This window comes from Rathayibacter sp. SD072 (genome assembly GCF_017355185.1).
In the GTDB taxonomy this organism is placed as follows: Bacteria; Actinomycetota; Actinomycetes; order Actinomycetales; family Microbacteriaceae; genus Rathayibacter.
Map to the genome: position 1 here is coordinate 1 of NZ_JADILJ010000028.1, position 19,624 is coordinate 19,624.

Below are 19,624 nucleotides of genomic sequence, written 5' to 3' on the forward strand. Positions count from 1 at the left end.
CCACCTGGTTCTACCTGCCCGCCGGCGTGTTCTACGTGGTCCTGTTCCTCGTGCCGACGGCGGCCTCCCTCTACTTCTCCCTCACGCGGTGGACGCTGTTCGACTCGACCTTCATCGGTCTCGAGAACTTCGTCGAGTTCTTCCAGGACCCGGCGCTGACCACGGGCTTCGTCAACACCTTCATCTACGCGGCCATCACCTCGGGGCTGAAGATCGTGCTCGGGATGCTGCTCGGCCTCCTGCTCAGCTCGCAGATCATCGGGCGCGGCTTCCTCCGCAGCGTCGTGTTCTTCCCCGTCCTCGTGTCGACGATCGGCATCGGCATCACGTTCAAGGTGCTGCTCGACCCCTTCGACGGCCTGATCAACCAGGGCCTCGCGACGATCGGCGTCGCCGGCCCGGGCTGGCTGACCGACCCGCAGTGGGCGCTGCTCTCGGTCGCCCTGGTCGACGTCTGGAAGGGCGTCGGGCTGGCGACCCTCATCTACATCGCGGGCATCGTCGCGATCCCGCAGGACTACTTCGAGGCCGCCCGCGTCGACGGCGCGGGCGCCTGGCACAACTTCCGCCACATCACGCTGCCGCTCCTGCGCCCCGCGACGGTGACCGTGATCCTCCTCTCCCTCATCGGCGGGCTGCGCTCGTTCGACCTCATCTGGGCGATGACCAAGGGCGGCCCCGGCTTCACGAGCGACGTGGTCGCCTCGGTCATCTACAAGCAGTACCAGGCGGGCTTCTACGGTCTCTCGACCGCCGGCAACGTGATCCTCTTCCTCGTCGTGGCAGCGCTGATCTTCCCGCTCTCGGCCTGGCTCAACCGGAAGGACAAGGAGCTGTGACCACCACCCCGCTCACCCCGACTCCGCTCTCGACCGCCCCTCTCGAGGCCGACCCGCTCCGCGCCAAGGTGCGCCAGCGCGGTGTCGGCCGCGGCTCGCGCCTCTGGCGCTGGGGCGGAGGGATCACCGCGATCGTCCTCGCCGTGATCGTGTTCATCGTCCCCTTCGTCTTCATCGTCCTCACCGCGTCCAAGACGCAGCAGGAGGCGTCGCTGCTGGGCTTCACGATGCCGACGCAGTGGAACTTCGTCGAGAACCTCCAGGAGGTCGTCTCGGCCCGGAACTTCGTGCTGCTGCGGGCCTTCGTCAACAGTGCGATCCTGACGATCGTCTCGGTCGCGGTCATGGTGGTGCTGGCCGCCATGGTCGGCTACGTGCTGCAGCGCCGCCGCTCCAGGTGGAACCCGCTCGTCAACGGACTCGTCCTCGCCGGCCTCATCATCCCGCCCGCCGTCGTCCCGACGATCTGGGTGCTGCAGGGCCTCGAGCTCTTCAAGACCCTCCCCGGCCTGATCGCGGTGCACATCGCCTTCGGCCTCTCGTTCTGCATCCTCCTGTTCCGCGCGTTCGTCTCGACGATCCCGCGCGAGCTCGACGAGGCGGCGACGATCGACGGAGCCGGTCCGTTCCGCCTGTTCTTCACCGTGGTGCTGCCGCTGCTGAAGCCCGTCATCGTGACCGTGATCGTGGTGCAGGCGGTGACGGTGTTCAACGACTTCACCTACGCCCTGTACTTCCTGCCGGGCGACGAGAACGCGACCGTGCAGCTGACGCTGTACAACTTCTCCTCGCAGTCGGTGTCGTCGTGGAACCTCCTCTTCATGGACGTGCTGCTCATCACGATCCCGCCGCTGGTGATGTACATCTTCTTCAACCGCCAGATCGTGGCGGGCATGACCTCGGGAGCCGTGAAGGGGTGACCCCGCGCACGGCCGGGGAGATCCGCGCGCACGCGCGTGCGGTCTCCCCGGACCCGGCGCCCGGGCACGCCGCTCCGGCAGCCGGCACCGTCTGGCTCTACGGCCCGGCGCAGTTCGAGCTCGGCCTCCTCGAGCGGATCGTCGCCGAGGGACGGGCGGCGGGCCGCTTCGTCGACTACTCGGACGACCACGGGCGCCCCGACGGGCGGACCGCGTTCCGGCTCCGCGGAGCCAGTGCGGTGGAGCTGCTCCCGGGAGGCGAGTGGACGGCCGATGCGCCCGCCGCCGCCCTCCCCGGGGGGTGGTCGGCACTCGACGCCGGCGGGCGGGATCTGGTCGTCACCGTCAGGGCCGAGGGAGCCGCCGCGCTGGCGGTCGGTGACGCGACCGGCTGGGAGGTCCTCGACGGGGACCGCTGGGTGGCGGCGCGCGTGCGGCCCGGCGGCGCGACTCCTCCGCACCTCGACGACGAACCCGTGGTGCGGCTGCCGCTGGTGGCGAGCGAGGGACTGCTCGATGCGGGCCGCACCCTCCTCGGCCGACCGGTGCTCACCTACTCCGGCACTCCGCGCGTCGTCAGCGGGGAGTCGCGGGAGGAGGCGCTCTCGGACGCCGTGCCCGAGACGCGGCACGACGTCGTCGACCTGGGCGGCGGACGCTGGACCACGCGGCACCGGCTGGGCTTCCGCTTCCTCGCCGTGCACGACGCAGAGGTGACGGACGCCGCGGTGGACGCGTCGATCCGGCCCTCGCGACCGGCGGGTGCGTTCGCCTGCTCGGACGAGGGCCTGACGCGGATCGCGGCCGTCGCGTCCTGGACCCTGCGCACCTGCCTCCAGGGGCTCGTGCTCGACGGTGCCAAGCGCGACCGGATGCCGTGGATCGGCGATCAGGCGCTCGCCACCGCGGTGAACGCGTACACGGTCGCCGATCCGGGGATCGTGCGCGACGGTCTCGTCGCGCTCGGACGGCAGCGCCGCGGGTACGTGAACGGGCTCGCCGACTACTCCCTGTGGTGGGTGATCGGACAGGGGTTCCTGCAGCGCTTCTTCGGCGAGCGCGAGCACCTGGAGCGCGAAGCGGAGGGCGTCCACGCGTTCCTCGAGCGGCTCGCCGAGGAGGCGGGACCGGACGCCGTGCTGCGACCCCGGAGCCCGGGCGGCTTCTCGGAGGAGACCGGCCCGGTGCTGATCGACTGGGGTGTCGAACCGGAGCCGGGACGCGACTCGACCGCACTGCAGGCGCTCTGGTTCTGGGCGCTCTCGACGGGGGCGGATCTGCTCGCCCGCGTCGGCCACTCCGGCGAGCGCCGCTGGCGGGACCTCGCCGCGACCCTCCGCTCGACGCTCGAGGAGCGCGCGCGCACGCTCGGCGCGTGGAGCCGGTACCTCGACGACCCCCAGGAGCACCGCGGCGCACCGTGCGTCGACGACCCGCACACGTGCTTCCTCGGTGCGCTCGCCGGTCTGATCGAGCCGACGGAGCCGGTCATCGCGGCGATCCGCGCCGCCCGCCCGCGCACGCCCTGGATGGCGGCGTTCGCGCTCGGCGCTCTCGGGGCCGCGGGTCGTCGACGCGAGGCGGTGGCACTCCTCCGCTCGCGCTGGATGCCGATGCTCGACGCGGGAGCGACGACCTTCTGGGAGGAGTTCCCCGGCGACGGCGAGCCCCTCGCGATGTACGGCCGCCCCTTCGGCAGGAGCCTCGCTCACGCCTGGGGAGCCGGCCCCGCCGCACTGCTGCCCGAGCTGGTGCTCGGCATCGCACCGCTCGCGGACGGCTGGTCGCGGATCGCCGTGGACCCGGAGCTCTGCGGCCTCGACTGGGCGGCCGCCGTCGTGCCGACGCCGTTCGGCGACCTCGTGGTCTCGGCCGACCGGGAGTCGGTGGTGGTGGACGTCCCCGACGGCGCGGTCCTGGTGGCCGACGGCCGCGAGACTCCCGGCCCGGCGACGGTGGAGTGGACGCTCAGGGCCTGAGCTCATCCCCCGCTCCGATCGGCCGGACCGCGCTCCGTGCTCCGCGCGACGGCGTGGGGAGCACCGGGATCCGCGAGATCAGCGGGTCCGATCAGGCGGCGGAGCCACATCGGCCGCCGGGAACGCCGCAGCGCACGTGCCCAGCGGACGTCGGTGCGGGCCTCTCGGATCGGATCGACCGGACGGAGCTCCCCCGCCCGCCACTCCTCGATGAGGACGACGGACGCGGTGACGAGGTGCAGTCGCCGCGGCGGCTCGCGATCCGGGTGCGCGTGGCCGACGCGGGTCCGGAGCAGCTGCTCGAGGCGCTCCGGGTCGGGCGCCGACCAGGTGCTGACGCCAGTGAGCCCACCGGGCAGCGGGAAGCGCTCGGTGACGTGGAGCGGAAGAGGTGAGGGGGAGGTCATCGTCGCCTTCGAGTAGCGGGTGGAGAGGGAGGACCGGATCCCCGGCGTGCACAGGCGCCGGGGATCCGATCGATCAGGGTCGTGCGGCGGTCGAGGTCGAGCGGAGTCGACGGGCGAGGAGGAGCCCGCCGCCGGTCAGCAGGAGCACCCCCGCTCCCAGCACTCCCGCTCCGCCCGCGACACCGGTCGATGCGAGCGCACCGGTCGATGCGAGCACCGTCGGGACGACTCCCACCGGCGGCACGGCGACCTGAGCGCAGGACGCCGCCGCCTCATCGGCGCACGGGTGGCCGACGCCGGTCGGCGCGAAGCCCGCCGGCGGATCGTCGATCCGTGCGCGGTTCGGGATCGTCCAGGCGTCGACCCCGTCCGCCACGCGACCGGTGACACGGAACGTCGTCGAGGCGCCCGGAGCCAGGCTCAGTCCCTCGACCGAGAGGTCGCTGCTCGCGGGGCCGCCGTCCTGCGAGATCGTCACTCCGGACAGGTGAGCGAGCGTCGGCATGTCGACGAGGGTGAAGCCCTCCGCCGGGCGCGCTCCGGTGTTGCGGACCACGATCTCGAAGCCCGCGCGTCCTCCGTGAGCCACGGTGTCCTTCAGCGCGGTCTTCACGATCTCGAGACGCCCCTCGACTCCGGGCACGGGGATCTCGGCGCAGGAGGCGGTGGCGTCATCGACGCACGGGTCCTCGACGACGGGCGGCTCGAAGCCCGGCGGCTGCTCGGTGATCGAGGCGCGGTTGGGCAGGGTCAGAGCGTCGTAGCCGTCGGCCACGCGCCCGCTGACGTGCAGGACGATCCGCCCTCCGGCCGGGATGCTGAGGCCGGTGACCGGCTCGGTGGCCGGCTGCATTCCTCCGGTGCCGTTCTCGATCACGGCCTCGGCGAGGTGCTCGAGGGTCGGGACGTCCGTCACCGTCACTCCTGTGGCGTCGACGGTGCCCGAGTTGACCACGACGACGTCGAAGCCGGCCGTGCCGCCGTGCTCGGCCGAGGGCTGCGACGCCGTCTTCCGGATCCGGAGCTGCGCTTCGCCCACGGTGTGCGGCACGGTCGCGCACGGGTTCGCATCGGTGCCGACGGTCGACTCCGACGGCTGGAACGGGACCCCGGCGAGGCAGGCCGTGTTCAGGAGCGCCCGGTCGCCGTCGCCGCCGACGTGCAGCACGACGTCGAAGAGGAGTTCGGCGACCGTGCCGACCGGCAGCGTGCCCGCGGCCCAGTCGATGCGCCCGGTCGCGGGATCGATCGTCGCGGTGCCGTGGGAGGTGCGGATCGACGCCGCATCGAGATCGGCGTCGTCGAGGACCCCCTCGTCGAGGTGGTCGACGACCGCCGCGTCGACCACGTCGCCCGTGCCGTCCGAGGTGAGGGCGACCCGGTAGGGCACGCGGCTGCCCGGCGCGAGAGGGACGTCGGACGGCACCGACGAGGTCTTCGCGATCGTGACGTGGGGGCTCAGCGCTCCGAGCCCCGCCTCGGCGACCGCTCCGTCGGCCCCGTAGGACCAGTCGTCGATCGCACGGAGATCGCCGTAGGACCCGTGGACGGAGTCGTTGGCGTTCGGCGCACGACCGGCGCCGGAGTCGTCGCTCCGCCAGCGGTGCACGCCGCCGCGCGAGTCGGCCCCCGCGTCGCCGGAGACGGTCGGCGCGGTGACGGAGTAGCGCTCGGAGTTCGATCCCGTGAGGAGCGAGTCGTCCCAGTGCACGGAGGTGGGATCGCCGCCGCCGCCGCTGGAGCGCACGATCGAGACGCCGCCGACCGAGGTCTCGGCGTCGACACGCGTGAAGTGGAACTCGTTGGTGCGGCCGATCGAGGCGCGGAACCGGACGTCCGGATCAGCCGCGTCGACGGCGTCGCCCCGCGCGTCGAGGCCGTTCCAGTCGACGGAGAACGCACCGGGCCGGGCGAGGATCTCGGACAGGTGGACGTCTCGCTCCCCGTCGTAGGCGCCGTCGCCGTCGGCGTCGATGTCGACCGCCACGGTGCCCGGCTGGGTACCCAGCACCCCGGTGAGCGCCCCGGCGTTCGACCCGGAACCCGATCGGCGGTAGGCCAGCGACCCGATCGTCGGAGCCTCGTACGCCGGCGCGATCGACGCCGGCAGGTCGGCGGAGGGCGGGTCGAGGAAGAGCTTGTACGTCTGCAGGCCGTCGACGCCGGCGCGGCCCGACGGCTGCAGGTACTGCGCGCCGATCCCTCCCGCCTCGCTCGACTGCGGCATCGGCACCGAGAGGTACGAGGGGTCGGAGGAGCCGACCCGCACGTTGCCCTTGTTCGTCGCCTGCAGCGTTGACGCGACTCCGTCGTAGTCGCGCAGCGTCATGTCGTAGCGCGCACCCGTCTCGGTGACGGCGTGCAGGGTGAAGGAGGAGGCGCGCTGCTCCGGGCTCGCGTAGCTCTCGCGAGCACCGGACTGGATCCCGTACGACGTGGACCACACCCTGCCCGCGATCGCCGCGCCGGACGACGACGCGACGCCGACGCTCCAGACGAGGTTCACGGGGGTCGCCACGTCGTCATCCGTGACGCTCACGCGGAACACGCCCGTCCGCTCCGCGACGAAGGACCCGCCCGCCGTCGTTCCGGGCGGGGCACCCCGCGGGAACACCTGCGAGTCGAGCACGGAGCCGTCGGGTGCCGTGATCGCCGCCGTCCCGCCTCCCGTCTCGCCCTCGCCCGCTCCCGAGCCGCCCTTGAGCGGATGCAGATCGACCTGCAGCACCTCGCCGGCGCGGAGCCAGGCCGAGACCGTCGTGACCCCCTCGTTCGTCGCTCCGCCGTGGAGCAGGGTGTTGTCGATCGTGGTGCGCGGGGGCTCGCCCGCGGCCGAGGCGGGCAGCGCGAGCGCTCCCGAGCCCAGCAGCCCGCCGATGAGAGCGCATCCGGTCGCCGTCGCGGCGACCCGTCGGCGCCCCCTCCGACGGCCGGCCCGCCCCGCTCGTTCCGTTCTGCTCATCCGTAGTCCTCTCCTCAGCCGCTCGTGCGCATCCGCGCCGGCGACGGTCCGCTTCAGCCCCGTGGCAGGAGAGTAGTACCCATCCAGGTGTGGTGTCGGCGGCTCCCAGCCGACCTGTGGAGAACTCGCTCCACCGCGCGGAGGGGAGGAGGACCGCCGACAGCGACGCCACCGGAGGATCGTCCAGGCCCGCACCCGATCCGCCCATTCCTGAACGGCCGCGCTCCTCCCTAGCCTCGGCAGCATGGGATCCACCGCCGCCTCCTCCTCGCTCCTGCCCGCGCCCGCCGAGGCCGCCGCCGTCATCGCGGAGGGCGGCGCCGCCGTCTGGCAGACCGTGCTGACACTGCCCACCTGGGCGCCGGAGGAGCCGAGCCGGCTGCCGATGTTCCTCGACCGCCGCGTCTACCAGGGCTCGAGCGGACGCGTGTACCCGCTGCCGTTCATCGACCGCATCGCCGCGGAGCCCGTCGACCGCGACTGGAGCGCCGTCGTGCTCGAGAACGAGTTCGTGCAGGTCGTCGTCCTGCCCGAGCTCGGCGGACGGATCCACTCCGGCCACGACAAGACCACCGGCTACGACTTCTTCTACCGCAACGGCGTGATCAAGCCCGCTCTCGTGGGCCTCGCCGGCCCCTGGATCAGCGGCGGGGTCGAGTTCAACTGGCCGCAGCACCACCGCCCGGGCACCTTCCTCCCCACGCGGCACGAGATCGAGCGCGCCGAGGACGGCTCCGTCGTCGTCTGGTGCGGCGACCACGGCCCGCTCAGCCGCATGAAGGGGCTGCACGGCGTGCGCCTGCGCCCGGGGTCCAGCGTCGTCGAGCTCGACGTGCGCCTGCACAACCGCACCCGCGAGCGCCGCACCTTCCTCTGGTGGGCCAACGTCGCCGCGCGTGTGCACGACGACTACCAGTCGTTCTTCCCGCGCGACGTGCAGCACGTCGCCGACCACGCGCGCCGGGCGATCACCGCGTTCCCCGCGGCCGACCGCCCCTACTACGGCGTCGACTACCCGGCGAGGGCCGCCGAGGAGCCCGGCGCCGACCGCCTCGACTTCTACCGGAACATCCCCGTGCCCACCTCCTACATGGTGCTGCGCACCGAGGACTCGTTCTTCGGCGGCTACGACCACCGGGCCGGAGCGGGCTTCGTGCACTGGGCCGACCGCCGCTTCGCACCCGGGAAGAAGCAGTGGACCTGGGGCGACGCACCCTTCGGCCACGCCTGGGACGCGCAGCTGACCGACGAGGACGGACCCTACGTGGAGCTGATGGCGGGCGTCTTCACCGACAACCAGCCCGACTTCTCGTGGCTGATGCCCGGCGAGACGAAGACGTTCTCGCAGTACTGGTTCCCGATCAGCGGCATCGGAGTGGCGCACCAGGCCACCCGTGGGACCGCCGTGCACCTGGACGTGGAGGGCGGCCGGATCCGGATCGGAGTGGCGGTCACCCGGTCGCACCCCGGTGCGAGGGTCGAGCTGCACGCGGCGGGCGCCGTGCTCGAGTCCTGGACCGTCGATCTCGCGCCCGGAGCGCCGCTCGTGGCCGACGTCCCCACCTCGCGACCCGGGCCCGAAGGCCTCGCGCTGATCGTCCGCGCCGGGGGTGAGACCCTGCTCGCCTACGAGGTCCCGGAGTCGGCGGCCCAGGAGGAGCCCGCGACGGCGACCGAGCCCCCGTCACCCCGAGAGGCCGCGTCTGTCGACGAGCTGCATCTGATCGGCGTCCACCTCGCGCAGTACCGGCACCCGACGCGCTCCCCGCTGCCCTACTGGCAGGAGGCGCTGCGCCGGGATCCCGGGCACGCGCAGGTCCGTCTCGCCCTCGCCGACCACGCCTACCGCCGCGGCGAGTACGCCGAGGCGCTGGAGCACTGCGACGCGTCGCTCCGTCGTCTGACCGCGCTGAACGGCAACCCCGCCGACACCGAGGCGATGCACCTGCGCGGACTGGTCCTCGTGCGCCTCGGACGACTCCGCGAGGCCGCCGCCGCCTTCGGCAAGGCCGCCTGGGACGGGAAGTGGGCGCACGCGGCGCTCGTCGAGAGCGCGTGCCTGCTCGCCTCGGCGGGCGATCACTCCGCCGCCCTCGACGACCTGCGCACCGCCCTCCGCCTCGACACCGACGACCTGCGCGCCCGCGCACTCGCGACCGTCTGCCTCCGCGCCCTCGATCGCGACGACGAGGCGACGCGGCTGCTCCGCGAGACGCTGCGCACCGATCCGCTCGACCAGCTCGCCCGCACCCTCGACGGCCGCGACCCCGAGGACCCCTTCGAGCGGATCGACGTGGCGCTCGACCTGGCCTCGTTCGGCGAGGCGGCTGAGGCGGAGCGACTGCTCGCGTCGGTCCTGCACGGGGCGCCGGCACCGGAGGGGGCCGGCAGCGCCGCGGCGATCGCCGGCTACCTGCTCGGCCACCTCCTCGAGCGGCGCGGCCTCGCGGAGGAGGCGGCCCTCGCGCGCCGGGACGCCGCGGCGGCCGATGCCGTGCGCGCCTTCCCCGCCGGCCTCGATGCGCACGACGCGCTCACCGCGGCGATCGTCGCCGACCCCTCCGACCTCCGCGCGCGCTCGCTGCTCGGCATGCTCCTCTACGACGCCGGCCGCCGCGGCGAGGCGGCCGAGCAGTGGCGCCGCGCGATCGAGGGCGGCAGCACCGACGCGGTCACCCACCGCAACGCGGGGCTCTCGGCCTGCAACGACGCGGGCGACGACGACGCGGCGTGGTCCTCGTACCTCCGCGCGCGGGAGCTCGCCCCCGACGACGCCCGGATCCTCTACGAGCTCGACCAGCTCGCCGCCCGCCTCGGGCACGGGGACCGGCTCGAGCGGCTCGACCGCGAGCTGCCCCTCGTGCTCTCGCGCGACGATCTCACGGTCGGCTACGCGGAGCTCCTCACCTCGGCCGGCCGGGCCGCGGAGGCGCTGGACCTGCTCGAATCGCGGCGCTTCCAGCCCTGGGAGGGCGGGGAGGGGCGCGCACTCGCGGCCTGGGACGCCGCCCGCACCGCCCTGGGCCTTCCCCTGGGCACTCCCCCCGCGAGTCTCGGCGAGGCGCGACCGCAGTTCACCGCGCCCGCCGCCGTGCGCGAGGACGGCTCGACCGACTACTTCGCGACGAGCCTGCCCGAGCTGCTGCTGTTCCACCGCGAGTGAGCGCGGGAAGGGCGGACGGCCCTTCCCGCGCCGGCCCTACTCCCCCGCGAACAGCGCGTTGCACTCCATCTGCAGGGCGGCGTCGTCCCACATCGGGTGCTGCGGAGCGGCGTTGGAGCAGACGATCGAGCCCCACGCACCGACGCGCCGCGACTCCGTCATCGCCAGTCGGCAGTACTCGGCGCCGATCGGCCCCTCCTCGAAGCGCCCCTCGAGCGGCGTGTAGCCGACCCAGCCCTCGCCGAAGACGAGCGGAACGCCGCGCATCGCCGCGTGGTCGGCCGCGACCGCGACCCACTGGCGCAGCGTCGAGCGCATCTCGAGGTGGTGCCGGTCGTAGTGCTCCTCGAGCCAGCGGTCGATGGCGGAGGCGTCGCCCCAGTCGTGCGCGTAGATCTCGCCCCGGCCCACGATCGTGGCCGTCAGCTTCCACTGCGACTCGGGCGGCAGCGTCCACTCGGCGATCGGAGGGGCGCCGGGCAGCAGGAAGGCCCGCTCGGCGCGCTCCTGCTCGAACCCCTCGAGAGGCCCACGCAGGCCGAACTCGCGGATCATCTCGTTGAGCACCCCGTAGATGTAGGGGTGCAGCGCCAGCACGTCCGAGTTCCACGGGATCCCGCGCATGCCGCCGACGGGCACGTGCGCGTAGTTCACCGCGCACGGCACTCCCGGTGCGAGCTCGTGGAACCGGTCGATGCCGCGGGTCAGTCGCGGAGCGAGTGCGACGGTCGCCGCGTCGATGTCGGCGAGGTCGACGTCCAGCCCCTCGGTCAGATGACCGGCCTGCACCTCGTTGTGCAGCTCGACGTAGGCGATGCGGTCGTCGAGCCCGTGCTCCGCGGCGAACGCGACGAGGGCGGCCTGCGCCTCGGCGAGCCGCACGGCCCGATCCTCCGGATCCACCTCCATCAGGGCGTCGAACCAGTCGCGCTCGAGGGCGAAGGAGGAGGACTGCTGGTACTCCCACGACGACACGATCACGAACACGCCGTGGCGGAGGGCCGCCTCGAGCAGCGCGAGCAGGTGCGCGCGCCCGTCGAGCACCGTCTCCTCCTTCACGTCGTACCAGCGCACGCGCTGCGCGTAGTCGCCGCCGAGCGGGCCGAGCCGCAGCGCGCTCGTGTCGAGTCCCGAGCCGAAGAGGAGGAACGGCATCGCACAGATGCGGATCGTGTTGTACCCGCGCTCGAGGGCGCCGGCGAAGGCCGCGTCGAGGTCCTCGAACGGCTCGCCCGGCCCCGTCCGGACATACCAGGAGAAGTCCCAGAGCGTGATCGTGAGCTTCTCGGGCAGATGGGCGGGCAGCGGGACCGGCGAGTAGCGGGAGTCGGGGTGCAGGGCGGAGCTCGGAGCCGTCATGGCGCCAGCCTAGGCAGCGGTCCGCGCCGATCCCATGGCGGATCGGACGGGCCCTGCTGGACGATCCTCCGGTGCTCCTACACTCGGTGACGTGACGATGACGGACGGATTCCTCGGGCAGAGACTGCGGGTCCTCCCGGCCCCACTAGTGCAGCGGGCCCTGACCGAGCCGATCACCGACCGGCTCCTCGTGACGGATGCTGGACACTTCCCGCACGCACTCGCGCACAGCCGCAGCCGGCCGAGCGGGGCGGAGGAGGCGATCGTCATCCTCTGCACGGCCGGTCGCGGCCGGGTGCGGACGGGCGAGGCGACCTCCGCCGTCGCCTCCGGGCAGGCCGTCGTGATCCCGGCCTCGGTGCCGCACCACTACGGAGCCGACCCCGCCGACCCGTGGTCGATCTGGTGGCTGCACGTGCGGGGAGCGGACGCGCCGGCCCTCGTAGAGGCCGTCCTCGGCGGCTCCCCCTCCCCCGTCGTCCCCGTCGGCGACGCCTTCGCCGCCAAGGCCCTGATCGAGCAGGCCGTCCTCGCACTCGAGCGCGACGAGACCGCCTCGAGCCTGTACCGCGCGAGCGGAGCCGCGTTCCACCTCCTCGCGCAGCTCGCCGCCGACCGCTCCCGCGGCCCCGTCGAGTCCGGCGACCGCATCCGCCTGGCGCAGGAGCACCTCCGCGAGCACTTCGCCTCGCCGACGAGCCTCACCGAGCTCGCCGCCCTGGCGGGACTCAGCCCCTCGCACTTCTCGGCGCTGTTCACCCGCGCGACCGGCCTCGGCGCGGTGGAGTACGTGAAGCGGCTGCGCAGTGCGCGCGCCCGCGAGCTCCTCGTCACGACCGACGACTCCGTCGCCGAGATCGCCCGCGCGGTCGGCTACTCCGACGCCTTCTACTTCTCACGCCAGTTCCGCGCCGTCACCGGCACGAGCCCGTCGCAGTACCGGGCGGACTACCGCGCCCAGGAGTGACGCGTCCCCGCCGAGGGGACATCGACCCCCGGCACCTGGACATCGGCTGCCCGCAGTCCTAGCCTGCCCGCATCGGCGTTCCCGCCGTCGCGGTCGGAGAAGCGGACCGCTCGATCCGTCTTCGGCTCCGCCCGCACCCCGAGTGCAAAGGAGCACCTCGTGAACAAGCGCCACCTCATTGCAGCGACCGCAGCCGTCGCCGCCACCGCCCCCGGCTCCGAGATCGGCTCGGTCTCGGTCCGCGGCTCCACCGTCTACTACACCGAGGGGATCCAGGAGCAGGGAGTCGCACTGCTGAAGTCGATCCCGACCGGGGGCGGTGCGCCGACCGTGCTCGCCGACCTCGGCGCCTACGAGGCGAGCGCGAACCCCGACGCCGGGAGCACCTACGGCTTCGTCGACCTGCCGTCGGACTGCGCCGCGCAGCTGCCCGGGCCGGCCTCCTACTCGGGGGTCGTGGACGTGCACCCGTACGCCTCGACCGCCACAGCCGCCGGCGTCTACGTGGCCGACGCCGCCGGCAACGCGATCGTGAAGGTGGCGCCGAACGGAGCGGTCTCGACCGTCGCCGTCCTGCCGCCGACTGCACCGGTCGTCGTCACCGCCGAAGCGGCCGCGGCGAACGGGTTCCCCGCCTGCACCGTCGGCTCCCGCTACTCCTTCGAGCCCGTCCCGACCGACGTCGAGGTGGGCCCCGGAGGGCAGCTGTACGTCACCTCGCTGCCCGGCGGCCCCGAGGACGCGAGCCTGGGCGCCCGCGGCTCCGTGCTGAAGGTCGACCCGACCACGGGAGCGGTCCGCACCGTCGCCACGGGCCTCATCAGCGCCACCGGCCTCGCCGTCGACCGCGTCACCGGCACGATCGCGCTGACCGAGCTGTTCGGAGGAGCGCAGGGCACGGGCCGCGTCGCCCTGATCCTGCCGCGCACGTCGACGCCGATCACCGGTCTCGACGTCACCTCACCCGCCGCGATCGAGCTGAAGAACGGCGCTCTCTACGTGGCGCGCAACGCGTTCGTGATCTCGCCCGAGGGCGCTCCGCAGCCCATCGGAACCCTCACCGTCGCGAAGCTGACGGGCGCGGGAGCCCGCATGACCGCGGCCGACTGAGCACCGGCGGGTCCGCGGAGGAGTGGAGTCCCCCGCGGGCCCGCCGCCGATTCGCGGAGGGGCCGCCCGCCGTGTATAGTCGTACCTCGTTGCGTGCGCCCCCCGGGGCCACGCGATGGACTGCGCCCGTAGCTCAACGGATAGAGCATCTGACTACGGATCAGAAGGTTGGGGGTTCGAATCCCTCCGGGCGCACTCGGAATCCAGACCACTCGGTGGTTCGGAGCCACCGAGTACTGGTTGAGACAGTGCCACTCGCGAGAGTGCTGGAAGGCCCGCTTCGGCGGGCCTTTCGTGGTTCCGGGCGTACGTTTCGCGCCAATCGCAGAACGCCCTGTACTCCTCGGAGGGGACGAAGACGCCGCCGGGCATGCGTTCCGGGTCATCGGTCTCGCCGGTCAGGAACGCGATGCTCGTGTCGAGCGCCGCCGCGATCGCCTCGACGTCTTTGAGGTACCACCGCGTCTTCCCGTGCATCTTCTGGCTCAGGTACGTGCGCTGGATGCCTGACGCCCGCGCGAGGGATGCCATCGTCATGCGTCGTCGGAACGCCAAGAGCGTGATGCGCTCCGGGGTCGCGGCGTGGTCACCGCCCGGGATGCTGAAAACGTTGCTCATGCGCCAACCCTTGCTGAGAAAGTGAGGATTGTCCACCTTGGCGCTACCGTCTGGCTCATGCGTAACGAATGCTTACACCTAGGTCACAAGCAGAACGGTCAGCAGCCATCCGTCGATCGATCCCGAGCTCATCATGGCCGCTGAGTCCGAGTTCGTCCGACCGGAGTTGACCTTCGAGCGCGAGTTCGGCCAGTACCGAAGCTGGTGGACCCGCGACCGGCGGGTCGTCGGCAACGCCCTGAGCATCTATCTGTACCTCCTGAGCCACCGCCGCGACTACGCGATCACGCAAGCTCGCGCACAGCGGGACCTCGGGCTCGGCAAGGACGCGTTCCTGGCAGCGCGACGGCGGCTCGAGAGTGCTGGATACCTCCGGGCGGAGACCGTTCGCTGGCCGGCAGGGTCCGTCGATGAGGCCGGTAAGAAGATCGGCGGCCAGCCCCGGAAGCTCGTCTTCCACGTGCTGGACCCTGAACCAATTGCCGACCACCCCGGGGGCCACGCCAAGGAGGGAAACCCGACAACGGGTCGTCCTACGGATCTCCCGGTGGACGAGTCGGGTGAGTCGGGGACTGACAAGTCGACCGCACAATGCACCGACCACGACCTCGCGGCAGCCATAAGCCGAGGAGGAATACCCGCACACGGATCGACCGAAGTCCGGTCACCCGCCGCGAGGCAACCGACAACGGGCCATCCCGCTCTTAAGAAAGATCAATCTCAAGAACACCCCTCGATAAGAACTTCATCATCTCGACTACCGAAAACGCCTGCCCCCGCTCCGGATCACACCGACGAGACGGCCGAACTGCTACGTCAGTTGCACCCGAGGCTGGATCGATCGCGACTCGAGAACAGACTGATCGAGTTGCGTTCCGCTGGTCTTCTTCACAACGGCGTCCAGATGATCGATCTTCTTCAGGCTTCGAGCGCCATCCTCGGTCGAGCACGAGCGACCGTGGTCGACCCAGTCGCATTCGTGGTTGCGGGAATCGAAGCAAGCCCGTACGAGTGGCTTCGAGTGACTGACGACCGCGAGCGCCCTGCCCCTCGCGAGACGATGAACGCACTCTGTGCCACGAAAGGACACCTCTGGGAAAGGCACGGCTGGTGCCGACGATGCAGCGCTCAGTCCCCCTGGTGCGGCGGGTGCGACTCGACGACGCGACTGGTGCGTTCGGGTGACGTCTGGGTTCCATGCCCAGCATGCGAGAGCACCCTCGAGGGCCTTCAGGCGCGGGCCAACGCTGTCGCCGTGCACTGACGAAGTGCGGGCCGCCTATGGGCGGCTCGAGGACCGAACCGAATGCGGCCTGCAGTAGCTACCGCACTACTTGATGAAGGACCTACTGAAGTGAGTACTTGCACATGAACCACAAGACGCTGGCATTCGTCAACCTGAAGGGCGGAACGGGGAAGACGACGTCGACTGCTTTCGTCTCTCATCAGCTCGCCACCACCGATCGCGCCGTCCTCATGGTGGATGCTGACCCTCAGGGCTCTCTTCTTCGATGGAGCGAGAGTGCGGCATGGGCTATCCCGACGATCGCACTGCCGGTCCGGAACTTGGATTCTCGCCTCGGCGGCATCGTGCCGCCCGGCATCGAGATAGTCGTCGTGGACACTCCACCGACCGATGATCAGCGGGGGATAACAGCGGCAGCGATTGCCGACGTCCTGGTCGTCCCCATGGCGCCCACGTTGCTCGACTTCGAAAGGCTTAAAGACGTCTCAGCACTCATCGAGCTCGAGCGCGGTGACCGACCTGCAGACGCGAAGACGGTCGTACTGCTGAACAGAACAGTAACGAACGCTCGATCGACGCGGATGTACCGTGAAATCATCACCGAGCTCGGACATCAGGTTCTCGAATCGGAAGTAGCTCGACGAGAAGTGATCGCACAGTCCTTCGGGTCTCGTGTCGCATTCGGCTCTGTATTCGAAGCCGTTTCGCGCGAGGTCGCGGAACTCCTGGAATTGCCGTGAATTCGTCCGCGCAACACCTGGCAGAGCGGCTTCGCGACGCCGCCCGCACACCTTCCGGGACCGTCGAGCCGACGCGCGCAGTACCAGCAGGGCCTCCGATCCGGACTAAACCGATCAGGGTGACGGCGGATCTGCCGCCGAGTACCTATCGAACCTTGAACGCGCTGACGCACGATCTGGCGGCCGCGCTGGGTCGACCCCGAGTGCATCAAGTGGAGCTCATCCGAGCTCTGATCGAGCTCGCGGGCGACGGATCGCCGTTAGGTCAGCAGATACGCGATGCAGTAGTGCAGCAAGTCCGTAGATGAACGACCGCCGGCAGCTACTGTCCGGGTGGGCAACGACATCACGACTGCAGCGGAGCGGACCACTTCTGCAGGGCGAGGACCAGGACATCGAGTCGAGCGCGGTCCAGGACGTACTCCTGCCGATGCCAATCACCCGTCGAGGCTTGAAGTGCGCGTACGCGAAGAACGCCGAGGCTTCTGAGCCCGGCCAGGTGGAACTGGAGGGTCTTCAGATTGACGTTGAGCGCGCTCGCGATCGCGCCCCTGGTCGACGGTCCGCTCTGCACCAGGAAGTCGATGATCGCCAGCCGGACCCGGTTGCCGAACGCATCCGACGCCGCAAGGACGTCGTCGGGAAGTTCGAAGGAATCTCGGGTTGTCACACGCCAAGTTTCGCGGACGTTACGCAACGAGCGACGAACGACTCTAGGATATTTCTATGATCCTTGAATTTGCCCCCCGGTCGACCTGGACGCTCCCGCTTCAGACATCCTGATCCGGGCGGTGGTCCTCGCACCTCCTCTCCGCCTCGATTCGGGAGACTGGGCGTTCCCCATCGCGGCCGGTCGCTCCCGCGACGTCGTCCTCGGCGAGGTGCGAGTGGACGAGCGGCTGATGAGTCCGAGCCAGTTCGCCGAGCACGAAGAGTGGTGGATCGAAGGAGTCGTGGAGTTCGTGCGCAGCCGGAACGCGGCCGTAGACGAGGACATCGTCCCCGGGATGGTCACGATCTTCGCCATCGAGGCAGAGCGCGTTGGACTGAGCCCGATCTGTCCGGCCGGAGTTGACTCCGGCCGGTTCGAGGATCTCGACATCTGGAGCCAATGAATCGTGATGAGGATGGAACTGCCGCGGATCGCTCCGCGATCCTTGCCCTGCATCACTCTTCCGCCGCCTGAGCAGCCTCTCCGCCGGTTCACCAGTGAATTCTGTGGACGCAGCGACATTTTTGAGACGGCGCGTCAGCTCGCGGTCGCAGAGATGCCGGAAGGCTCGGTTAGTAACGTCGTCATGAAGCTGATGCCGTCGATGTTTGATTCGGCGACGGCCCACGGATCCCGCAGGACGCCATCGACGTGCATATGCGCGCCGATGTCATGCAGGGCCGGCCGGCGAGCGAGGCTGTCGCGCAGTCCGGTCGTGTGCACGTGCCGAAGATCAACCACGGACGTTCAGCTGCGCGCGCTCAATAAGGAAAAGCGGGATGACCGCGCGGCACCCCCGGTCCATCGCACCGGGGTGCGATCCGAGGGTGCCGCTTCTCAAGGAGATCAGGCTGCGCTGGAGGCGAGGTTCTCGCGGAAGAAGCGCTCGAGAGTGTCGAATGGGATCAGATCAGTGCGGTCGTAGAGATCGATGTGACGCGCGCCGGGGACGACGACGAATTCCGCTCGGCCACCGCTCTTCTCGAGAGCCTCGTCGCTGAACCATTTCGAATGGGCGATATCGCCGGTGATGAGAAGGATATTGCGAGGCGCGATGTCGGCGATGTTGCGAAGCGCGCCGAAGTTGACGTGGGAGGCATAGCTATTGATGGTGAATCCGCCAACAGAGCGAGGGTGCTCGCCTCGTTCCGTCATGTAGTACTCCCAGAACTCAGCCGTGTTCGCGTCGGGGGCGCCTTCGGGGGGCGTCTCAGCGGGGAAATCTCCCATGCGGACAGGCTCGTCGAGATCGAGGTCACTCCAACGCTGAGCAGCGACCATGTCGAGCATCGCCCTGCGGTCCGCATCGGTCCCGGCGTGCTGCCATCCATCGCGCACTGCGCCGCTGATGTCGTACATCGCCGATGTCGCGACCGCCTTGATTCGCGGATCCACGCTGGCCTGGCTGAGCACGAAGCCCCCGGAGCCGCAGATGCCGATCGCACCGATCTGCTCCCGATCGACGAAAGGAAGGCTGCCGAGCAGATCTACCCCGGCGCTGAAATCCTCGGCGAAAAGTTCTGGTGAAGTGAGATGACGAGGCGAACCCGAGGATTCTCCATTGTGCGAGGGGTCGAAGGCCAGCGCGACAAACCCGCGGCGAGCAAGCTCCTGCCCGTAGATGCCCGCACCCTGTTCCTTCACCCCTCCGTGCGGCGGACCAATCACGATCGCCTGATGGGACTGCGACGTATCAAGGTCGGCACCGTAGTACAGGTCGCCGGCGAGCGTGATGCCGTAGCGGTTCAGGTAGCGAACGGGAGTGCGGGTGATGCCCTCGTCGAGAGCAAAGGTGTAGCCCTCGAGCTGCTGGGGGCCGGTGACGCTCTGGTCGCGCAGGAGCGAACCCGGTCCGGTTCGGTCAACGGCAGCCTCCGCGGTCGGCTCCTGAGCGTCCGCGCCCGCGGTGCATCCGCTCAAGGTGAGCGCGCCAGCGGCCGCCCCCAGACCGGCGAAGTGCAGGAGGCGTCGCCGCCCGAGCCGCATACCGTTCGGAGTCTCAGCGTTCGTGGAGATCAGCTTGGTGTCAGTCATGACGTCTCTTTCAAACTCGGGAAAGTCGCGGATGGATGACATTCATCTAGCCAGTCCCGAGCGATGTCAGCCAGGTTCCACCAGGGCCTGCATAAGGACCGCTGAACGCTTCCCGATAGAACGCCTGGCCGATTGGACCTCCACACAGGCATCGCGATACCATCACTGACTACTTGAAGTGGCGGCTTTTATTTTCTCGCCTAATTGATAGTCAGTGACTACAGCCACAAAACCGATGACGGACGCGACGACCCAGATGGCTTGATCACGTCGTTGGAGGGGACAGACGCAGTCAATCCTTGTCGGCTACGCCTCCAAGAGGATAGGAAACGACAACAGGACCGATGCCAGCCGCTTCCGTCCCGTCGGCTTCTGGTGCGGGATGACGAAATCTCGATCAACTAGGTGCTCGTCGCGAAATGGTCGGCGGATCGGCCCGAGTCGCGGTCCCCGTCCGACGCCTTCGACCAGCGCCCGAGGTCCTGTCGGTCGCTCGCTTCGGCATGAGGAGGCCGATGAGAGCGTCGCTGCTAACGTTGTCATTCCAGGCGGACGGCAGCGACCGAGA

Annotated in this window: 16 protein-coding genes and 1 tRNA gene; 10 read left to right on the plus strand and 7 right to left on the minus strand. The window is 70.3% G+C overall.

The window, feature by feature from the left end:
- The 3 genes from IOC53_RS11910 to IOC53_RS18945 all read left to right on the plus strand — a co-directional run.
- On the plus strand, positions 1–839 hold an 839-nt coding region (locus tag IOC53_RS11910), incomplete at its 5' end, for a carbohydrate ABC transporter permease (protein WP_242683263.1).
- 68 nt (positions 840–907) lie between these two features.
- Complete coding sequence (locus IOC53_RS11915) at positions 908–1,759, plus strand: carbohydrate ABC transporter permease (protein ID WP_207406046.1); 852 nt, start codon at positions 908–910, stop codon at positions 1,757–1,759.
- Entirely contained in the window at positions 1,756–3,738 is a 1,983-nt protein-coding gene (locus IOC53_RS18945) for an alpha-L-rhamnosidase C-terminal domain-containing protein (RefSeq protein WP_207405989.1), read from the plus strand. Before IOC53_RS11915 ends, IOC53_RS18945 begins: the two co-directional genes overlap by 4 nt.
- Before the next feature lie 2 nt (positions 3,739–3,740).
- Here IOC53_RS18945 and IOC53_RS11925 read toward each other — a convergent pair whose 3' ends face one another.
- Both IOC53_RS11925 and IOC53_RS11930 read right to left on the minus strand, forming a co-directional pair.
- The gene (locus IOC53_RS11925) at positions 3,741–4,145 is read right to left on the minus strand and encodes a hypothetical protein (RefSeq protein WP_207405991.1); all 405 of its coding nucleotides are present in this window, start codon (positions 4,143–4,145) and stop codon (positions 3,741–3,743) included.
- Between the two features lie 73 nt (positions 4,146–4,218).
- On the minus strand, positions 4,219–7,107 hold the full coding sequence (locus IOC53_RS11930; protein WP_207405992.1) for a DUF11 domain-containing protein: 2,889 nt from the start codon (positions 7,105–7,107) through the stop codon (positions 4,219–4,221).
- Positions 7,108–7,351: 244 nt separating this feature from the next.
- Here IOC53_RS11930 and IOC53_RS11935 point away from each other — a divergent pair, with 244 nt between their 5' ends.
- Positions 7,352–10,270: a DUF5107 domain-containing protein gene (locus tag IOC53_RS11935; RefSeq protein ID WP_207405994.1), complete on the plus strand. Its 2,919-nt coding sequence runs from the start codon at positions 7,352–7,354 to the stop codon at positions 10,268–10,270.
- Positions 10,271–10,306: 36 nt separating this feature from the next.
- Here the strand turns inward: IOC53_RS11935 and IOC53_RS11940 are convergent, their stop codons facing one another.
- Complete coding sequence (locus IOC53_RS11940) at positions 10,307–11,629, minus strand: cellulase-like family protein (RefSeq protein WP_207405996.1); 1,323 nt, start codon at positions 11,627–11,629, stop codon at positions 10,307–10,309.
- Positions 11,630–11,726: 97 nt separating this feature from the next.
- Here IOC53_RS11940 and IOC53_RS11945 point away from each other — a divergent pair, with 97 nt between their 5' ends.
- The 3 genes from IOC53_RS11945 to IOC53_RS11955 all read left to right on the plus strand — a co-directional run bounded on the left by IOC53_RS11945 (position 11,727) and on the right by IOC53_RS11955 (position 13,901).
- Positions 11,727–12,596 (plus strand): AraC family transcriptional regulator, encoded by an 870-nt coding sequence (locus IOC53_RS11945; protein WP_207406048.1) that lies wholly within the window; start codon positions 11,727–11,729, stop codon positions 12,594–12,596.
- A 159-nt stretch (positions 12,597–12,755) separates the two neighbouring features.
- Complete coding sequence (locus IOC53_RS11950; RefSeq protein WP_207405998.1) at positions 12,756–13,706, plus strand: ScyD/ScyE family protein; 951 nt, start codon at positions 12,756–12,758, stop codon at positions 13,704–13,706.
- 122 nt (positions 13,707–13,828) lie between these two features.
- Positions 13,829–13,901: transfer RNA gene (locus tag IOC53_RS11955), tRNA-Arg, on the plus strand.
- Here IOC53_RS11955 and IOC53_RS19665 read toward each other — a convergent pair.
- On the minus strand, positions 13,860–14,324 hold the full coding sequence (locus IOC53_RS19665) for a helix-turn-helix transcriptional regulator (protein ID WP_207406050.1): 465 nt from the start codon (positions 14,322–14,324) through the stop codon (positions 13,860–13,862). The two genes, IOC53_RS11955 and IOC53_RS19665, sit on opposite strands and share 42 nt — an antisense overlap.
- Positions 14,325–14,457: 133 nt before the next feature.
- On the opposite strand from IOC53_RS19665, the gene IOC53_RS11965 reads away from it, so the two are divergent.
- Both IOC53_RS11965 and IOC53_RS11970 read left to right on the plus strand, forming a co-directional pair.
- Positions 14,458–15,588, plus strand: coding sequence for a hypothetical protein (locus IOC53_RS11965; RefSeq protein ID WP_207406000.1), 1,131 nt, complete (start codon positions 14,458–14,460; stop codon positions 15,586–15,588).
- Positions 15,589–15,692: 104 nt separating this feature from the next.
- Positions 15,693–16,310 carry a ParA family protein gene (locus IOC53_RS11970; protein ID WP_207406002.1) on the plus strand — a complete coding sequence of 206 codons (618 nt, stop codon included), beginning with the start codon at positions 15,693–15,695 and terminating at the stop codon, positions 16,308–16,310.
- A 346-nt stretch (positions 16,311–16,656) separates the two neighbouring features.
- Here IOC53_RS11970 and IOC53_RS11975 read toward each other — a convergent pair whose 3' ends face one another.
- Complete coding sequence (locus IOC53_RS11975; RefSeq protein ID WP_207406003.1) at positions 16,657–16,980, minus strand: helix-turn-helix domain-containing protein; 324 nt, start codon at positions 16,978–16,980, stop codon at positions 16,657–16,659.
- A 121-nt stretch (positions 16,981–17,101) separates the two neighbouring features.
- Here IOC53_RS11975 and IOC53_RS11980 point away from each other — a divergent pair, with 121 nt between their 5' ends.
- Positions 17,102–17,425, plus strand: coding sequence for a hypothetical protein (locus tag IOC53_RS11980; protein ID WP_207406005.1), 324 nt, complete (start codon positions 17,102–17,104; stop codon positions 17,423–17,425).
- A 134-nt stretch (positions 17,426–17,559) separates the two neighbouring features.
- Here the strand turns inward: IOC53_RS11980 and IOC53_RS11985 are convergent, their stop codons facing one another.
- Positions 17,560–17,745, minus strand: coding sequence for a hypothetical protein (locus IOC53_RS11985; protein WP_207406007.1), 186 nt, complete (start codon positions 17,743–17,745; stop codon positions 17,560–17,562).
- A gap of 123 nt (positions 17,746–17,868) precedes the next feature.
- Entirely contained in the window at positions 17,869–19,056 is a 1,188-nt protein-coding gene (locus tag IOC53_RS11990; RefSeq protein WP_242683265.1) for an alpha/beta hydrolase, read from the minus strand.
- Positions 19,057–19,624: the final 568 nt, after the last annotated feature.

What these genes read in the sequence shown, in the direction of transcription:
- IOC53_RS11925 (WP_207405991.1), bottom strand. Translation starts at nt 4,145, where the DNA reads ATGACCTCCCCCTCACCTCTTCCGCTCCACGTCACCGAGCGCTTCCCG.
- IOC53_RS11930 (WP_207405992.1), bottom strand. Translation starts at nt 7,107, where the DNA reads ATGAGCAGAACGGAACGAGCGGGGCGGGCCGGCCGTCGGAGGGGGCGC.
- IOC53_RS11935 (WP_207405994.1), top strand. Translation starts at nt 7,352, where the DNA reads ATGGGATCCACCGCCGCCTCCTCCTCGCTCCTGCCCGCGCCCGCCGAG.
- IOC53_RS11940 (WP_207405996.1), bottom strand. Translation starts at nt 11,629, where the DNA reads ATGACGGCTCCGAGCTCCGCCCTGCACCCCGACTCCCGCTACTCGCCG.
- IOC53_RS11945 (WP_207406048.1), top strand. Translation starts at nt 11,727, where the DNA reads ATGACGGACGGATTCCTCGGGCAGAGACTGCGGGTCCTCCCGGCCCCA.
- IOC53_RS19665 (WP_207406050.1), bottom strand. Translation starts at nt 14,324, where the DNA reads ATGAGCAACGTTTTCAGCATCCCGGGCGGTGACCACGCCGCGACCCCG.
- IOC53_RS11965 (WP_207406000.1), top strand. Translation starts at nt 14,458, where the DNA reads ATGGCCGCTGAGTCCGAGTTCGTCCGACCGGAGTTGACCTTCGAGCGC.
- IOC53_RS11970 (WP_207406002.1), top strand. Translation starts at nt 15,693, where the DNA reads ATGAACCACAAGACGCTGGCATTCGTCAACCTGAAGGGCGGAACGGGG.
- IOC53_RS11990 (WP_242683265.1), bottom strand. Translation starts at nt 19,056, where the DNA reads ATGACTGACACCAAGCTGATCTCCACGAACGCTGAGACTCCGAACGGT.